The 17545-nt window shown below is 60.3% G+C and carries 15 protein-coding genes; 7 read left to right on the top strand and 8 right to left on the bottom strand.

Translation table 11 applies throughout. The annotated features are described in order from the left end of the window. Window positions 1-921 (bottom strand): DMT family transporter (locus B7L72_RS02935; RefSeq protein WP_081192440.1); only part of this gene is annotated, 921 nt, incomplete at its 3' end. 143 nt (window positions 922-1064) lie between these two features. Here B7L72_RS02935 and B7L72_RS02930 point away from each other — a divergent pair. The 3 genes from B7L72_RS02930 (at window position 1065) to B7L72_RS02920 (ending at window position 4318) form a co-directional block, all read left to right on the top strand. Beyond that, a complete protein-coding gene (locus B7L72_RS02930; RefSeq protein ID WP_039175645.1) occupies window positions 1065-1454 on the top strand; it encodes a DUF4168 domain-containing protein in 390 nt (129 codons plus the stop codon). Between the two features lie 226 nt (window positions 1455-1680). Further along, complete coding sequence (locus B7L72_RS02925) at window positions 1681-3591, top strand: DUF294 nucleotidyltransferase-like domain-containing protein (RefSeq protein WP_081192436.1); 1911 nt, start codon at window positions 1681-1683, stop codon at window positions 3589-3591. Between the two features lies 1 nt (window position 3592). Further along, window positions 3593-4318 (top strand): 3'-5' exonuclease, encoded by a 726-nt coding sequence (locus B7L72_RS02920; protein WP_081192434.1) that lies wholly within the window; start codon window positions 3593-3595, stop codon window positions 4316-4318. 95 nt (window positions 4319-4413) lie between these two features. Here B7L72_RS02920 and B7L72_RS02915 read toward each other — a convergent pair whose 3' ends face one another. Beyond that, entirely contained in the window at window positions 4414-6054 is a 1641-nt protein-coding gene (locus B7L72_RS02915) for a BCCT family transporter (RefSeq protein ID WP_081192432.1), read from the bottom strand. A 445-nt stretch (window positions 6055-6499) separates the two neighbouring features. Between B7L72_RS02915 and B7L72_RS02910 the strand changes: the two genes are divergently transcribed. Both B7L72_RS02910 and B7L72_RS02905 read left to right on the top strand, forming a co-directional pair. Beyond that, window positions 6500-6922, top strand: coding sequence for a hypothetical protein (locus B7L72_RS02910; protein ID WP_081192430.1), 423 nt, complete (start codon window positions 6500-6502; stop codon window positions 6920-6922). 243 nt (window positions 6923-7165) lie between these two features. After that, window positions 7166-7360, top strand: coding sequence for a hypothetical protein (locus B7L72_RS02905; RefSeq protein WP_039175655.1), 195 nt, complete (start codon window positions 7166-7168; stop codon window positions 7358-7360). 283 nt (window positions 7361-7643) lie between these two features. Here B7L72_RS02905 and B7L72_RS02900 read toward each other — a convergent pair whose 3' ends face one another. The 6 genes from B7L72_RS02900 to B7L72_RS02875 all read right to left on the bottom strand — a co-directional run bounded on the left by B7L72_RS02900 (window position 7644) and on the right by B7L72_RS02875 (window position 16066). Then, window positions 7644-9044, bottom strand: coding sequence for a sigma-54-dependent transcriptional regulator (locus B7L72_RS02900; RefSeq protein WP_081192428.1), 1401 nt, complete (start codon window positions 9042-9044; stop codon window positions 7644-7646). Between the two features lie 11 nt (window positions 9045-9055). Beyond that, window positions 9056-10501, bottom strand: a complete 1446-nt coding sequence (locus B7L72_RS02895) for a sensor histidine kinase (RefSeq protein WP_081192426.1) — start codon at window positions 10499-10501, stop codon at window positions 9056-9058. Between the two features lie 32 nt (window positions 10502-10533). Next, on the bottom strand, window positions 10534-11736 hold the full coding sequence (locus tag B7L72_RS02890) for a PQQ-dependent sugar dehydrogenase (protein WP_081192424.1): 1203 nt from the start codon (window positions 11734-11736) through the stop codon (window positions 10534-10536). Window positions 11737-11816: 80 nt separating this feature from the next. Next, on the bottom strand, window positions 11817-12692 hold the full coding sequence (locus B7L72_RS02885) for an AEC family transporter (RefSeq protein ID WP_081192422.1): 876 nt from the start codon (window positions 12690-12692) through the stop codon (window positions 11817-11819). Window positions 12693-12768: 76 nt separating this feature from the next. Next, the gene (locus B7L72_RS02880; RefSeq protein WP_039176031.1) at window positions 12769-13689 is read right to left on the bottom strand and encodes a LysR family transcriptional regulator; all 921 of its coding nucleotides are present in this window, start codon (window positions 13687-13689) and stop codon (window positions 12769-12771) included. A 190-nt stretch (window positions 13690-13879) separates the two neighbouring features. Then, on the bottom strand, window positions 13880-16066 hold the full coding sequence (locus tag B7L72_RS02875) for a TonB-dependent receptor domain-containing protein (RefSeq protein ID WP_081192420.1): 2187 nt from the start codon (window positions 16064-16066) through the stop codon (window positions 13880-13882). Window positions 16067-16311: 245 nt separating this feature from the next. On the opposite strand from B7L72_RS02875, the gene B7L72_RS02870 reads away from it, so the two are divergent. Both B7L72_RS02870 and B7L72_RS02865 read left to right on the top strand, forming a co-directional pair. After that, on the top strand, window positions 16312-17304 hold the full coding sequence (locus B7L72_RS02870) for an ABC transporter substrate-binding protein (protein ID WP_081192418.1): 993 nt from the start codon (window positions 16312-16314) through the stop codon (window positions 17302-17304). Between the two features lie 56 nt (window positions 17305-17360). Then, window positions 17361-17545: iron chelate uptake ABC transporter family permease subunit (locus tag B7L72_RS02865; protein WP_139788434.1), on the top strand; the 185-nt coding region annotated here is incomplete at its 3' end.

The raw sequence follows: 17545 nt of genomic DNA, 5'->3' as shown, positions 1-17545 counted from the left end.
ATTGCTGGCGGATTTGACGACCATCACCACCCCGGCGATGGCAATGAGCATGCCGATGAGCCCCATCAGCGGCAGCCGCTCATCAAATAGCCACCACGCCTGTAGCGCGGTCACGGGAGGCACCAGATAAAAGAGGCTTGCCACGCGAGAAGCCTCCCCCTTCTTTATCAAGGCCATCAGTAACAGGATAGCGGCAATTGACAGAATCAGCACGAGCCAGCCCAGGGTCAGCAGGAAGGTTGTGCTCCACATTATGGAGCGGGTCTCGAACAACAGCGCCCCCAGGCCCAGCAGGGTGCCTGCTGCCAGGTACTGAATCACTGCACCCGACAGCAGCGGCATGCTGGTGCAGTAGCGTTTTTGGTAGAGCGTGCCCAATGAAATACCCAGCAATGCGGCCAGTACACTGACCAGTGCCCCCATGCCAAAACCGCTGAACAGCGAACTTCCAAACTCCAGCTTGCTGCCCAGCACCAGGCAGATGCCTACCAGCCCCAGCGCCAGGCCTAGCCACTGCCGCGCGCCCAGGCGTTCGCCCAGCAGTGGGCCTGCACAGGCGGCGGTCAACAATGGCTGCAAGCCGACCAGCAAGGCCGCCAGACCCGCTGGCATTCCCAGGTAAATGCCATAGAATACGCCGCCAAGATAGGTGGCATGCACGAGCAGGCCCGAGACCCCGATATGCATCCATAGCCTTGGTGAACTCGGCCATGGAATGCGCATCAGCAAGGTCAGCGGTACGAGCAGCAGCAGCGTCAACACGAAGCGGATAAACAAAAACGTGAAGGGTTCGGCGTAGGGCAGGCCAAACTTGGCACCAATGAACCCCGTGCTCCATAACAGCACGAAGAGCCCAGGCATGGCAGCCAGCGCGAGCGAATGGCTGTGCATGTTTTGCAAGGCCTTGAAATGGCTAGACATAAAGCTCCTATTGCCAGCGTGTTGTTTATCTGTTGTTGCGTTCCGTTCTTCTTGTAACGTGTTTTTACATAAAAGATTGAACCTGTGCCTGAACCACGCGTCCCACTGTGCACATTCATAACGCGCCAATGAGGTTTCTTACCATGCAACGTATGACTGCTTTGTTCTCTGCTGCTCTCCTTGCCACTGGCCTGATGGCGGGCACTGCCCACGCCCAGCAAGCCCAGGACCCGGCACAAGATCCGATGGCGACCCAGCAGGCGCCTGCACAGGATTTTTCTGATCAGCAGCTACAGCAGTTCGCCGATGCTTCTCAAGAAATCGCCGTGATCTCTCAGGAGTACACACAGCGTCTGCAGGAAGCAGAAGACGAAGCTGCCCAACAGGAAGTTCGCGCTGAAGCCAATGACCGCATGATCGAAGTGGTCGAAGACAGCGGTCTGGACGTCGATACGTTCAATGCTATCGGACAATCCATCCAGCAGGATCCGGAAATGATGCAGCGTGTACAGGAAATGGCTAGCCAGTCATAAGCCTGTTGCCACCGCCTCTGGCGGTGGTGAACCATCGAGACAGGCAGGATAGTGCCAGATTTTCCTTAACGTGCGAAGTACCTGCCTGTTCTGTGGTCCAAAAGCCCAGCGCCAACGCGCTGGGCTTTTTTGCGTGGTTCACCCAGGTTGAAGGTTGTCCTCTACCGACGCACACGCCACACTAAATGGCTGATCATTAACCCTTTGAGCCTCTGCAGGAGAGCGTATGGACGTGGAGCTTCTGGAAATCCGCCAGCACATGGGACAGTTCCCGCCATTCGATGGGCTGTCCGATGAGCTACTGGACGCCATTGCCGCCCGGGTGGAGGTGAGTTACTTCAAGACGGGTAGCGACATTCTCGAGCTGGGCGCCCCCCTCGATGAGCTGTGCTATATCCGCAGCGGTGCAGTAGAAGTGTATCGGCGGCAGGGCGAGCTCTACAATCGTCTGGCAGAAGGAGACATCTTCGGTCATTTCAGCCTGCTGCGTAATCACAAGGTGCGCTTTCCTGCCAAGGCCATCGAAGATACGTTGATCTATTTCATACCCAACGACGTTTTCCAGCGGCTCTGTGAGGAAGACGATGAGTTTGCCGACTTCGTGGAGCTGGAGCGGCCACGGTTGGAAAGCGCTGCCGAACATCAAAAGAAGTCCAACGACATGATGGTCACGCGCATACGCAAGCTGGTGACACGTTATCCGGTGATGGTGGAGTCCACCACCAGCGTTCAGCAGGCGGCACAGCAGATCAGCGCTGCCCAGGCATCAGCCGTACTGGTGATCGAGGAGGGGAGCAATCATCCTCGCTACAGCTTTCAGGACAGCGAAGGCAAGACCTGGCAGATGTGCGGCATTCTCACCGACAGCGATTTCCGCACGCGGGTCGTGGCCGAAGGGCTGGCGCCCTCCACGCCCGTGGGCGATGTGGTCTCAGAGCGGTTGATTACCGTCCAGTCGGATGCCACGGTCTACGAGGCCATGCTGGTGATGCTGCGCAGTAACGTACATCACTTGCCGGTGTTGTATCGCCAGCGCCCGGTAGGTGTAGTGCATCTTTCCGATATCATTCGCTACGAGACCCATAGCGGGCTTTATCTGGTCAGCAATATTTTCAACCAGTCCAGCGCCCAAGGGTTGGCCAAGCTGTTGCCCGATGTGCGTGCTGCCTTTGTACGGATGGTGCAGGAGGGGGCCAATTCACAGATGGTGGGCAGCGCGCTATCGACCATCGGGCGCAGTTTTACCCGCCGTTTGCTGGAGTTGGCCGAAGAGTCGCTGGGGCCACCCCCGGTGCCTTACTGCTTCATGGTCAATGGGTCCATGGCGCGTAACGAGCAGAGCATCGTGACGGACCAGGACAATGCGCTGATCTTGTCCGATGATTTCGACCCGGACGAGCACGACGCGTATTTCCAGGCGCTGGCAGCCTTTGTCAGCGATGGATTGGCCGCCTGTGGCTACACCTATTGCAAAGGCGATGTCATGGCCACCAACCGCCAGTGGCGCCAGCCGCTGAGCGTGTGGAAACGCTACTTCCAGGACTGGATGGCCAACCCCACCCCGGAGAGGTTGCTGCACAGCTCGATCTTTTTCGACCTGGACAGTATCTATGGCGAAGAACACTACGTGGAAGCGCTTCAGGACCTGATCGCCCAGACGGCACCTCAGTCGCCGCTGTTTCTGGCCGCCATGGCGCGTAATGCCTTGAACCGTACGCCCCCGCTGGGCTTTTTCCGCACGTTCGTGATGGAAAAGGATGGCAAGCACAACAACTCCATCAACCTCAAGCGGCGTGGTACGGCGCCCATGGTAGACCTGATTCGTGTGCATGCGCTGGCCTGTGGCTCCAAAGCGCAGAACTCTTTTCAGCGGCTGAACGACATCAGCCAGACCCAGCTGTTGGCCACCGGGGTCAGCGACAAGCTGAGCTATGCGTTGGAGTTTCTATGCATGTCGCGTATTCGTCATCAGGTCATCGACCTGCAGGAGGAGCGCGAGCCGGATAACAACATCGAGCCCGAGAACGTCGAGGACAGCGAGCGGCATACGCTCAAGGATGCGTTTCAGGTGCTCAGCCATGCGCAGAAATTCCTGAAATTCCGCTATCCGATTCCCACGCAACGGCAGGGGCGCTGATATGCACGGTATTCGCCCACGCCAGAAAATCACTCAGGCCGACTGGGCTGGCTACATGGCAGCCCGCGCCCAGCGCGCGCAGGACGAGGCGCTGCAGCGCTTTTTCCGCACTCCCTTGCCAGACCCGGAGACTCCGCTGGCTCAGGTACCCATGGTGGCGCTGGACCTGGAAACCACCGGGTTGGACGAGCGTCGCCACGGTATCGTCAGCGTGGGGGCTGTGCCCTTTACGCTGGGCCGGATACCGCTTGCCCAGCGACGTTACTGGGTGGTGAAGCCTCCGCGTCCGCTGGACGAGGCCTCCATCGCCTACCACCATATCACCCACTCGGAGGTGGCTGACGCCCCTGATCTGGACGAGGTGCTGGATGAGCTGCTGGAGGTGCTGGCCGGTCGGGTGGTGGTGGTCCATTTTCGCAACATCGAGCGCCCTTTTCTGGATGCCGCCGTGAAGGAACGGCGCGGCGAGGGCGTGCTGTTTCCCATGATCGACACGATGTCGCTGGAGGCCAGGCTGCATCGGCAGACCCTGTGGGCGCGCTTTCGCCGCTGGCTGGGAAGGCCGCCGGTGTCGATTCGGCTCAATGCCAGCCGTGAACGCTATGGCTTGCCGCCCTACCAGGGGCACCACGCCCTGGTGGATGCGTTGGCCACCGCCGAGCTACTGCAGGCACAAATCGCCAACCGCTACTCACCGGATACGCCGCTCAAGGCGCTGTGGTGCTGACGGACTAGAGTGGGGGTAGTGGCAAACACAAAACGGGCAGCCCATGGGCTGCCCGTTTTGCGTAAGGCCAGCAAGAAACGCTGGCCAAGGAGGGATCAAACGGCTTTGGGTTCGCTCATCAGCCCTTTGATGATGGCGTAGCAGGCCACCAGCAGGATGATGGTGAACGGGAAGCCCGTCGATACGGCCATGGTTTGCAGGGCCGTCAGGCCGCCACCCAAGAGCAGGGCGATGGCAATGGCCCCTTCAATGATCGCCCAGAACACGCGCTGCGGCTTGGGAGCATCCACTTTGCCACCGGCCGTGATGGAGTCGATGACCAGCGAGCCCGAGTCAGACGAGGTCACGAAGAAGATGATGACCAGCAGAATGGCAATGAACGAGGTGATCTGCGACAGCGGCAACTGCTCCAGCATCACGAACAGCTGCAGGTCCACACCGGCGTCACGCACGGCTTCGATACCCTGGCTCACGTACTGGTCGATGGCAGTGCCACCGAACGTGGTCATCCATAGCACCGAGACGATCGAAGGCACCAGCAGCACCGAGATCAGGAATTCGCGAACGGTACGGCCACGGGAAACCCGCGCGATGAACATGCCGACGTAGGGGGACCAGGAGATCCACCAGGCCCAGTAGAAGGCAGTCCAGCCCTGGCTGAAGTTGGCATCTTCACGGCCAAAGGGGTTGGAGAGGGCCGGTAGATGCACCACGTAGTTGATCAGGTTTTCGAAAAAGCCCGTGGCAATCAGTAGGGTGGGGCCTACCGCAATGACGAAGAACAGCAGTGCCGCCGCCATGGCGATGTTGATTTTCGACAGCAGCTGTACGCCTTTGTCGACCCCGGCAATGATGGAGCCGATGGCAATGATGGTGATGCCGATGATCAACAGGATCATGGTGACATCGCTTTCCGGTGCGCCGAACAGGTAGCTCAAGCCAGCAGCGGCCTGGGTAGCCCCCAGTCCCAGCGAGGTCGCCAGACCGAACAGCGTGGCAAACACCGCTAGAATATCGATCAGGTGCCCTGGCCAGCCCCATACGCGCTCGCCCAGCAGCGGGTAGAACACGGAGCGCATCGACAGCGGCAGACCCTTGTTGAAGGAGAACAGTGCCAGCGACAGCGCGACCACGGCGTAAATGGCCCACGGGTGCAGGCCCCAGTGGAAAATGGTCGCGGCCATGCCCAGCGCAGCGGCGGCAGCCGTGTCACCTTCGGCTCCCGCCAACGGTGCCCAGTCTCCGCCGTCCAGCGAGGTGCCAAAATGGGTCAGCGGTTCGTTGACGCCGAAGAACATCAGCCCGATGCCCATACCCGCCGCAAACAGCATGGAAAACCAGCCGATATAAGTGAAGTCAGGCTTGGCGTCTGCTCCGCCGATGCGAATCTTGCCCAGCGGCGATACGATCAGGCCCAGACAAAGCAGGACGAAGATATTGGCGGACAGAATGAAGAACCACGACAGGTTGCCGGTCAGAAAGCCGAAAATCGAGTTATAAAGCGGCGCGACGGTGTCCTGCAACGCCAGTGTGAGGATCACGAACAGCAGTACCACCAGCGCCGAGATGGTAAATACCTTGCCGTGCAGGTCAAGGCTGAACCCCATGGTGCTGGTGGTAATGTTGTCCTGACCGATCACGTAGTCGGTATCGATCAGGTTGGCCGGGCCATCCGGGGCAGGAATGCCCTCCGAGACCGGCTCTTCAGGGGGACGTTTAGCGTCTGGGTTTTCCACAAAAGCCTCTCCATGTTGGACAAAAACTGCCGAAGGTGACGGGACGGACCCTTGGCAGGCGAATGATGCAATTACTAGGGTAGCAAATGTTGATTAATGTTTATCAACGCAACCGCGACGTATCATGAGTGGAAAGCGTCAGTCGGGTAGCGAAAGCTTTTATAATGTGAAAGCGTGATTTTTTATTTTTTTGATTAAAAATTATTATACATGGTCTGTGCCGGTGTGTCACAACGCGACCGGTAGCTGAGCTGAAAAATGCCACATGTGTCATTTTGAACCTGCCAGATGCCAAGTCGACAGCAACAGTTGGTGTTCATTTTTTGTTTTTAAATTACTGTTTTTATTTTATTTTTATTTTTTATCGCGCTTTTGGCGTGCTGTGTGCAGTTTCTTGGTAAGACTCAGGTCAAGCAACATCTAATCAGTAGTGGAGGCAACTCTTATGGATAAGCAGATTCCCCAGACAACCAAGCGTCGTCCTCGTGTATTGGTGCTCTGCATGCTTGCCGCAGCGGTCAGCACGCTGGCATTGGCAGGCTGTGGAAATGGTGAAGATGAGATGCCCCCGGCGCAACAGCCCGAGACCATGGAGCAGGATGCGACTTCAGGCCAAGTGCCCGGTACTACCGAAGGCGACAGCATGATGGGTGAAGAACCCGCTGGCACCATGGCGGATGATCCCATGGCCGCCGATCCAGGCTTGGAAGATGATGCGGCAGCCACCCAAGAGCCTATGCCCGGTGAGGGTGCTGATATGACCGACCCGCAGGAAGAACCCGGTTTCGGTGAAGGCACCGACCCAATGCCCGGCGCTAATGACGAAGTGCCTGCGGATGATGAAGACGACATGACCACGACTCAGTAAGGTTTACCGCTCCCTACGATGGCAGGTCGCCCAGCTGTCTGTTCCCTGCGGCTGCTCCACACGGCCTGTCATCCTTTCGCCCCCGCGCCCGCGGGGGTTTTTTTGCATCCTGGTCAGTAGCCGCTAAAGTTAAACAGGCAGGAGGCGAACAAGCAGGTGTTTGGCCTGCCAAACGCATTCGACGATCTCGCTTTCCATGGAGGGCGTTTTCACAAGAGATTTTCAACAGGGAAGGAGCACGACATGAAGTCACCAAAGCACCAGCGTGTATATGCAATGTTGTTCAGTGCGCTCTTGATGACCGGGGTATTGGCGGGGTGTGGCGACAGCTCGCCGCCTAACGGAGAGCCCGAACCGGAAGAGCCCATGGGCAGTGGCCCCATGGCCAATGATGGCACCACCCCTGAAGAGACGCCGGGGGAGGGCGTGGATAATTAGGTTCTACGAAGACTGGAGTGAATCAATTGGCCTCCCACAGGGTGATTCAGGCAAGGTGCTTGCTCAGGTTGTGGGAGGGAGCTTCAGCTCGCGATGATTCCAGCACCCAGCTTGATATGGGTGCCCGCTCAGACAGTCGCCCAATAAAATTGGCCTCCCACAGGTGGGCTGGGCCATGGCTTTCACATGGCTATCCACCATAAACAAGGTTCATCGCACTTTGCCGGGAATTGCTTCGCTTCAACGAGACCGCCCCCTGACATGGGGGCGGCTTCGTTATGGGTCACTCGTCGCTGTCTTCCAGGCGACGGTAGAGCGTTCGCCGCGCGATGCCTAGAACTTCCGCCGTACGGCGCTTGTTGCCGCCAGTGGCTTCCAGCACTTTGCGGATGTAGCGTTTCTCCACCTCTTCCAGACTGGGCCAGCGGGCCGGAGCAGGGGCCGGTGCCGAGGTGCCGGGCAATACTTCGCCACTCAAGGTCGGCGTGGGGTCGGCACTGTTTTGCTGATGAGCCTGGTCGCGTAGACGCTCGGGCAGGTCCTGACGCTTCAACAGGCCCTCCTCGCTCAAGGTCACGGCCCGCATGATGGCGTTTTCCAGCTCGCGCACGTTGCCGGGGTAAGTGTAGTTGAGCAGGCTGTTGAGTGCTTCGGGCTCGATATGCTCCACCTGCTTGTGCTGAGACTCGGCGTGTTTGTCGATCAGCGCAAAGATCAGGTGTTCCACATCGGTGCCGCGCTCGCGCAGGGGAGGAATACGCAGCGAGAACGTTTCCAGGCGATAAAACAGGTCGCTACGGAAGTTCTCCTGCTCGATCTCCTTTTCCAGGTTACGGTGAGTGGCCGCAATGATGCGCACGTCCACCGGTTCCTCGCGCTCCCCTCCCACCGGGCGAACGGTCTTCTCCTGCAGGGCCCGCAGCAGTTTGGCCTGCAGGTTGATCGGCATTTCACCAATTTCATCCAGGAACAGGCTGCCCCCCTGGGCGCTCTGGAACAGGCCCTTGCGGGCTTCGTTGGCGCCGGTGAAGGCGCCTTTGACATGGCCGAAAAACTCGCTTTCCATCAGGTCGGCGGGAATGCTGGCGCAGTTGACGGGCACAAAAGGCGCGTCGTGGCGGCTGCTCTCCTGATGAATGGCCCGCGCCAACAGCTCCTTGCCGGTGCCGCTTTCACCCAGAATGAGAATGGGGGCGTCGCTTTTGGCTAGCCGCGAGGCATCGTGGAACAGCGACTGCATGGCCGGGCTTTTGCCCACGATGCCGTGGAAGTGGCTCAGCTCGGTATCGTGGGACAGCGAGAGGCGCTGGCGCTCCAGCACACGAAACACCGCTTCGCGAATCGCATCCAGATCCAGCGGCTTGGTCAGAAAATCGTCGGCCCCCAGCTTCAGGGCTTCCACGGCCTGGTCGATGGTGCCAAACGCGGTAATCACGATGATGCCCAGCTCGCTGCCGCTCTGGCGAAGCTGCTGCAAGAGCTGAATGCCGGTCATGCCCGGCAGCCGTACATCGGTGATCATCATCGCCACCGGGGTATGGCTAAGTAGCGCAATGGCTTCTTCGGCGCTGGCGACGCCGACGGTTTCATAGCCCGCATCGTGAAGCTCCTCTTCCAATAACTCACGTATAGCGGCGTCATCTTCCACCACCAAAAGCGGTAACAGGTGTTCCTGATGGGTCACAAACGTTGTCCTCAAGCGGATGCGGTGTCACAAAGGGGCAGCGTGATCTCGAAGCCAGCACCACCCAGGGTGCTGTCAAAAACGCCAATCGTCCCGCCGTGGTCGTTGATAATGCGGTGTACCATGGATAGCCCCAGGCCACTGCCTTGCCCCACCGGCTTGGTGGTGAAAAAGGGGTCGAATACCTGATGGTGATGGGAGGGCGGTATGCCTGGCCCGTTATCCTCTACCCATAGCGTCAGCTCGTCCTCATGGGCCTTCGCGCGGACACGAATATGGTTCACGTCGGGCGCTTGCGCTGCATTGCGAAACAGGTTGGTCAGTACCTGGATGATCTGCTGGCCATTGACCAGTAAATGGGGGGGCGGTGCAGGAAGATCAATATCCAGGCGAATATTTCTTGGCTCCAGCTCTTCCTCGACCAGCTCGCTGGCACTCAGGATAAGCTGGTCGAGCGCCTGATTTCCTTTCTCTACGTTATGTTGTCGGCCCAATTCCATCAATTGGCGCACGATTTCGACGATACGCTCCACTTCGCCGCGTATTCTGCCCAGCCGGGCGCGCTCATCCTCGCCGATGGTGTCCCGGCGTGCCAGGCGCTGGGCCTGGCCGTTGATGACGGTGAGCGGGGCACCGATTTCATGGGCGACCCCTGCTGCCAGTACGCCCAGCTCGGCCAGCTTCTTGGATTTGCGCAGGCGTTTTTCCAGCTCGATCTCGCGGCGCTGACGATCCTCGATATCGCGGTCCTTCTCGGCCATGGCGTCTAGCATGCCGTTCAGGCCTGAGGCCAGCCGACGGTATTCGGTAGGGCCATCAGCCGTGGCCCGTTGGCTGCGGTCGCCATCTTCTACCAGCAGCATGACGTGCAGCAGCCGGTTCAGGGGGCGCTCGATGTAGCGACGGAAGCCCCACCAGATACTGAACACGATGCCCGCCGCGCCGATCACGAAGACCAGCACGGCCACGATGCTGATGAACCCTGTGTAGTTTTCGATGCCGGTATTCAGGCGGTTGACCTGCAACACGCCCTGCACGCTGCCATCCTGGGTACGCAGCGGGATCAGTGCCGAGTAGTAGGTCCAGCCCTCCTGCTGGCGATAGTTGCTGTAGAGGTCGTCCCGCTCGATCACCTGGCGGATCTCTTCAGGGGTGAACAGGTCCTTGCCGAGCCCCAGACCGTAGACCTCGCGCCCATGGGTGTCGAACACGTAGGCACCGTAGATACGGTGAAACGAAAAGGCCGACTGCAAAGCCTCTTCCAGCGGGGTAGCGCTATCGCGGGCCACGGCATAGCTCAGTGAGGTACCCAGCGCCCGGGTGATGATTTCCACCTCGGTTTGCAGCTTGGAGCGTACGTTATCCTCCAGCGACTTGATGGCCACCAGGCTGAATACCACCAGCACGATGAAAAGCGGCACAATCACCGTGAGAATGATCAAGTTACGTAAGCGCATCGTCTATCCGTGGTGGTCAGTGAGTAGAAGTATCAACGCGGGCTGGGGGTCAGCCGATAGAGGCTGCCCTGGGCACCGTCGGAGAGCAGGTAGATGGCATCGTCGGGCCCCTGGCGCACATCGCGAATGCGACCCACTTCGCCATCCAGAATCCGTTCTTGCTGGCGGACCTGGCCCTCTTCGAGGGGCAGCAGCCACAGCTGCTCGCTGGCCAGCCCGCCCGCCAGCAGGCTGCCCTGCCAAGGGCCAAAGGCATCGCTGGTGACTTCCGCCAGGCCCGAGGGGGCAAAACGCCCTTCGAACAGGTGTACCGGGTCTTCCATGCCTGGTTTGGACTCCACGCCAATCGGTTCATTGGTGGCGTAGTCATTGCCCAGACTCACCTCAGGCCAGCCATAGTTGTTGCCTGGCTGGAGCAGGTTCAGCTCGTCACCGGTCCGCGGCCCGTGCTCGGTGGCCCAGGCTTCACCGTTGCTGAGCACGGTCATGCCCTGAATGTTGCGGTTGCCCTGGGTATAGATTTCGTCCAGTGTCGCGTCGTCATCGACGAACGGGTTGTCCTCGGGGGCCGAGCCGGTGGCGGTCAGGCGCAGGGTGGTGCCTGCGTGGTCGTCGCTGGCCTGGGCGCGGGGCGGCTCATTGCCACGGTCGCCAATGCTCATCAGCAGCGTGCCATCCGGCAGCCAGGCGATCCGTGAACCGTAGTGCCTGCCGGGTGCAGAGGCGCGGTCCTGCTCGAACAGATGCTCCACCTCGCCCAGTGCGTCTTCCTGCCACTTCACTCGGGAAAGCGCGGCACGGCTCTGGCTGCCTTCCGGTTTGCTCCAGGTGAAATAGATCCAGTCATGTTCGCCGTCCCCAAACGCTGGGTGCAGCACCACATCCAGCAGGCCGCCTTGCCCATGGTGGTTCACCTCGGGCATGCCCTCCAGCACGCGTGACTCTCCGCTATTGGGGTCGACCAGGTTGAGCTGGCCGTTACGCTCGCTGACCAGGTAGCGCCCATCGGGCAGAAACGCCACCGCCCAGGGGTGTTCGAAACCGCTGGCTACCCTCTCGATGGATACCGGAAAGTGTTCGGTTTCAAGCCCTTGGTGCACGATTTCGGCCTGCGCGACGCTAGTCAACAGCAGCCCACTCGCGGCGATCGCGAGCCAGCCAGCAGGGCGTCCCTTGGCTGGCGTGGAGGCAGTAAGCGGGAAGACGTTCAACACAGCGGGCTGACGTTCGGACATGGTCGATTCTCCGGTCACGTTGGCTAGGTGGGTCGGTTCAGTCTAGCAGTGACTGCGACATGGGGGTGGGGTTCCCCATCCTACATCAGTAGTGCCAGCAGCAGCGGCAGGTAGATCAACGCCAGCAGCGTAGAGCAGAAGACCAGGCTGGCCACATAAGCGGGCTCGCGCTGGGCGCGCTGGGCAAACAGGTAATTGAACACGGCCACCGGCATGCACATCTGCACCACGAGAATGCTTTGGGCCAGCGGTGGCAGCCCCAGCCAGGCGGCGATGAACCAGGCCGTTACGGCGGCCAGCGGGATGCGGATGAGGCTGAAACCCACGCCGGAGCGCAGGCTCTTGACCTGGATGCTGGCCAGTGAAACCCCCAGGGTAATCAGCATCAGCGGCACCGTGAAGCCCGACATCAGATCCACGGTATTGGCCAGCCAGGGGGGCAGCGGCGTGTCGGTGAGCAGCAGCGCCATGGCGATGACGATGGCATACACGGTGGGCGTTTTGGCCAGCGTCTTGAGCGGATTGCCCTTGGCATCCAGTACTGCCCCCAGGGTGAACTGAAACAGCGAGACGGTCACCATGACCGTGATGCCGTAGGCAAACCCGGCGCTACCGAAGGCATACAGCACCACCGGCAGCCCCATGTTGCCCGTATTGGGATACATCATGGGGGCGATGACCACCCGCCAGTGGTGGCCCAGCAGCCTGGCCACCAGAAAGCTGGCGGCCCCCATGGTCAGGATGACCAGCGCAGTGGCCAGCATGACATGGCCAAAGGTGCCTGCATCGATATTGGCCCCGGACAGCGATGCCAGTACCAGCGCCGGGGTGCCGATGTTGAAGACCAGGCGAGTAATGAAATCGACGGGGTAGGGGTGGCCAAGGCGTACCCAGGCATAGCCAAGCCCGGCGCCTGCCAGTACAGGGGCCATGACGGCGAACAGTTCGGCGAGCATCAACGTTCCTTGACGGGGTTCAGCGCTCTATTGTCGGCAATAACGCACTGTACAGGCAAGCAACGTGACGTGGGTGTCAGGCATTGACCCGTGAGCGAGTGGTCTGCCACTCGGCAGGAACCTGTTCGCGCAGAAACTCCAGCAGGGCGTTGACCCGCCGGGAGTGTTGCCCGTAGGCATACAGCATGGTGACAGGCAGCGCCGCAGGCTCCCAGCCCGGCAGGCAACGCACCAGATCCCCCGGGTGATGCTTTTCACGCCTTGCCACCACCCAGTGGGGCAGCAGGCCAATGCCCTGGCCATAAGCAATGGCATCGATGTGCAGTACCGTGAGATCGACGCGTAGCCGCGAGCGGGGCGCATCGAACAGGTAGTCGGGATGCTCTGAATGGTGCAGCAATAGCCCGTTGGAAGCCGTATCCAGCAGGTCGATCCAGGCGTGCTCGCCAAGTTCGCTGGGGTGCTGCGGGCGGCCTGCCTGTTTCAGATAGCTTGGGTTGGCATACAGCCCCCGCGAAAGATACCCCAGCCGCTCCTGATTGAGCCCGCACTCATGATTGGCCCCCAACCAGATATGCACGCTGTTGCTGTGCATCTTGCTGGGCGGCGTTTCGCGGGTGCGCAGGGTCAGCTCCACTTTGGGGTAACGCGTCAGGAAGGCATCCACGACCCCCGCCATCCAGCCCCGGGCCAGAGCGCCATGCACTTCCAGGGTGACCTTGCCGCTGATCTCCTCACGCAGCTCGGCCAGCGCCTCCTGGCTATGGGCCGCCATGGCCAGCAGCTCGTTACAGTAGCTCTGGAAAAGCAGCCCCGCTTCGGTTGGGATCAAGCGATTGGCTTGGCGCCGCAGCAGCGGCTGATTCAGGCGGGCTTCCAGTTGGCTGATGCGACGGCTCAGGGTGGACTTGGCCAGCCCCAGCTTCTGGGCGCTGCGGGTCAGGCTACCCGTCGACATCACATCGGCAAATGCGGCAAGTTCATCGAAATCGTACATGGCACGGCCACCGAGCTGAGTCATGGAGCGGATAGTGTGCCATTTATCTTGATGAATGAAAATAATTTATATTTGTGTTTGTATTTGGGGCCTGGAAAAGGTCTTCTCAGCTGCGGATAAAAAAAGCCCTGGCACCAAGCCAAGGCATCAAATCAGCATTGAAACAGTAAGGGTCGTAGGCGACCTACGATCAGAACTCGTAAGTAGCAGACAACCAGAAGCTGCGACCGTTCAGCGCAACACCGTCAGTGGAGCGGCCGGTTTGGGTGTAGCGGTAGGCCGCGTAGGTGTCACCGTTGTGCTCGAAGGTGTCGTAGGCGGTGAAGTCCTTGTCCAGTAGGTTCTGGACCGCGCCGGTCAGCCGCACGCTGTCGGAGAAGCGGTAGGTGCTGCGCAGGTTGAACAGCTCATACCCGTCCAGCTTGTTGCCCAGCTGCTGATACAGTGAGAGCGTTTCACCCGACGTGGGCAGGCCTGCCGAGAAGCGCTCGCGAGAAGAGTAGTACTCGCCTTCCAGCGTGGTGCTCCAGCGGTCGTTGACCTGCCAGGTGAGGTCGGCGGTCAGCTTGTGCTTCGGCGTGTTGGTCAGAATCATCCCTTCGTTGTCACCGGAGGTGATCTCGGAGTCGGTGAAGGTATAGCCGCCGCTGACACGCCAGTCCGGGGCGATCTGATAGTTGGCGCTCAGCTCGACGCCGCGGGTCTCGGCGCGGTCGATATTGGTCGACTGCCCGAAGCTCTCCTGCTGGGTAAAGTTGCCCACGCTCAAGCAGTTGGCCAGCCCTGCATAGGGCGTATTGCCATTGCTGTCGATGAACTGGCAGTTGGGAATATCGTCAGCATCGGCAATACGATCGCGGAACTGGGTGAAGAACAGCGTTGCCCCGGCAGAGAAACGCTCCTGATCGTCGTAGATGGCGCCAATTTCATAGTTGGTGCTTTTTTCCGGCTCCAGGTCCGGGGTGCCAATATTGACCGTTGCCCCCTGGCCGCCAAATCCGTTGATGCCATCATGCAGCTGGTTCAGCGTGGGCGTCTTGTAGCCTTGGCTGATACCACCTTTCAGCGTCCAGTGGGGCGTGGTGTTCCATACCAGGTAGCCGCGCGGGCTGAAGTGCCCGCCAAAGGCGTCGTGGTTTTCGTAGCGGCCACCCAGGGTCAGCGCCAGATCATCGCGCAGCAGCCACTCGTCTTCCACGAACGCGGCCCAGCTGTTCTGCTCGAAACGCTCGTTGCCTGCCGTACCGTCTTCCAGGCGGGCGTCGATGTACTGGCCGCCGACGGTCACCATGTGGTCACCCAGCGGGGCCACGAACTTGCTGTCGACCACGATATCGCGGTTTTCCAGCAGGCGGGGTTCGCCGCCTTGTGCCACGTAGCCGTAGTCGGGGGCATTGCCCGCTGGCAGGGTGCGGCCCAGGGTTTCGGTTTCGCTATGGCTGATGCTGCTTTCCCAGGTGCCCGCTTCGAAACGTCCGGTATGGCCAATGGCGACCTGATCGCGGTTGAAGCGCAGTTCGTCTTCATAACCAAACACCCGCGCGGGGGTGTCCAGGTTGCCCAGGCGGCTGTCGCTGTTGTCGTAGGTCTGGCGGGAGCGCTCGGCATCCAGCCAGAATTCGTTCGTTTCATCCGGCGTGACGTTGATGCGCCCGCCGATGGAGTAAATGCGCGCTTCCGAGGGGCGCGGGTCGCGACCTGAGCTGTTCTCGATCATGCGCTCGGAGCTGTCGCGGTCAAACAGGCGGCCGCGCAGCTGCAGACCCACGGTGTCTTCCACCAAGGGGCCAGAGGCATAGAGGTTGATGGCGGAGCTGTTGCCCTCGTCGCGATTCTGTTGGAAGGAGTTTTCCACCGACACCGAGCCTGCCCAATCCTGGCCAACGCGGCGCGTGATGATGTTGATCACGCCACCCATGGCATCGGAGCCGTAAAGCGTGGACATCGGCCCACGAATTACCTCGATACGTTCGATGGCAGAAAGCGGGGGGATGAAGCTGGTGGAGGTCTCACCAAAACCGTTCGGGGTCACATCGCCAGAGGCGTTTTGGCGGCGGCCGTCGATGAGGATCAGGGTATAGCTGCTGGGCATGCCACGAATGGAAATGTTCAGCCCGCCGGTCTTGCCCGTGCCTGCGCGTACATCTACCCCCGGTACGTCAGCGATGGCTTCGGCAATGTTGGAAAACTGCTTCTGCTCCAGCTCTTCACGGGTGACCACGGAAATGCTCGCGGGCGCGTTATTGAGCGTTTGCTCGTAACCGGCCGCGGTCACGACCATGTTGTTGAGCTGGGCAGTTTCCTGAGCATTGACGGCGGTGGCGGTCATGCTGACAGCAATGGCGCTGGCCAGTGCAGAACGTGTAAAGCGTGGCATGGCGATCCCCTGAGATGAAACTTATTTGCTAATGAAACTGATTATCAAAAGAGGTTGGGATTCTAAGAAGAAAAGTTCCCATGCGCGAGGCTGTTTCATCGAACGGTGCGTTGCATGAACCGAAACGGTCTTGGTTCGCTTTCAAGCGTTGCAAGATATGCAACGACGCATTCGCGTAAATAAGGGTGCAAGTGCTGTTGAGAATCGTTACTATTTTTCCAACACTCAATCGGGAGAGGCTTTACATGGGCCGTACGTTGCAGCGTGGTGGGGTCGGGCGTAGTGGAATCGGGCCTAGTGGGATCGGGCGTGGTGTGATCGGGTTGGCAGGTAGAACAGTCGTGGCGCTGGTGGTCGGTAGCCTGATTGCCGGTGCTGCCCAGGCGCGCACCCTGGAGACCGCTTATGGCGAGGTCGAGGTCAACGACCACCCCGAGCGTGTGGTCACCCTTTACGAGGGGGCGCTGGATGCCTCGCTGGCCGCAGGCCTTCTGCCAGTGGGCGCCGTGACCACCCGGGGCGGTGACAACGTGGCAGAGTATGTGGAAGCCTACCTGGGCGAAGAGCGCCCGGCCATCGTCGGCGTCGTGCGCGAGATCAACATCGAAGCCGTGCTGGCGCAGCAGCCTGATCTGATTCTGGCGGCACCGCAGCTTCCCGAGGCCCAGTACCAGCTGCTGTCGCGTATTGCGCCTACCATCGTGCCTCACACCCAGCCGCTGGCGGCCGATAACTGGGAAGCCGAAGCCCGCCTGTATGGCCAGGCGCTCAACCGCGAAGCGCAGATCGACGAGGCCATTGCCGCCGTGGAGCAGCGCGCCGCAGAGCTGACCAGTGCCATTGCTGAAGCGGGAGTAGGCGGCACGGCCGTGCTGGCCCGTTGGATGCCCAGCGGCCCCATGGTGATGTCGAAGGACCTGATTGCCACGGGCCTGCTGGATAGCGTGGGCCTGGAGGTGCAGGACGCCGGGCTGATCAAGCCAGACAGCGCCCACAGCGACGTACTCAGCCTGGAAAACCTGTCTCAGGTAGACGGTGACTGGCTATTTCTGGCGACCCTCAACGCCGATGGCCAGGCCGCGCTGGATGCCGCCCGCCAGAGCCCGGCATTTACACGCTTGAACGTCGTCGAAAACGACCGGGTCGTGCCGGTCAACGGCCAGCTCTGGAGCAGCGCCAACGGCCCGCTGGCGGCCCAGGCCATCCTGGATGACATCGAGAACGCGTTGTTGCCGTGATGTTTGCTGCTTTTATAGGGAGCAGCGCCGCCCGGCGCTGCTCCGCAACGACCTGGATGCTGATACTGCTCACCGCCTTGCTGGCGGTGTGTGTCGTTAGCCTTGTGATTGGCGCGGGCCAGGTGGGCCCTGCGCGCGTATTGGGGCTGCTGCAAGGCGTGGACGACAGCGAAGCGCTGTTCGTGGTGCAGGAGCTGCGCGCCCCCCGCACCCTGATCGGCCTGACCGTAGGCGTAGCCCT

The organism is Halomonas sp. BC1, assembly GCF_002078135.1.
Classification (GTDB): Bacteria; Pseudomonadota; Gammaproteobacteria; order Pseudomonadales; family Halomonadaceae; genus Vreelandella; species Vreelandella stevensii.
This window is presented reverse-complemented; position numbering and strand designations above follow the sequence as displayed.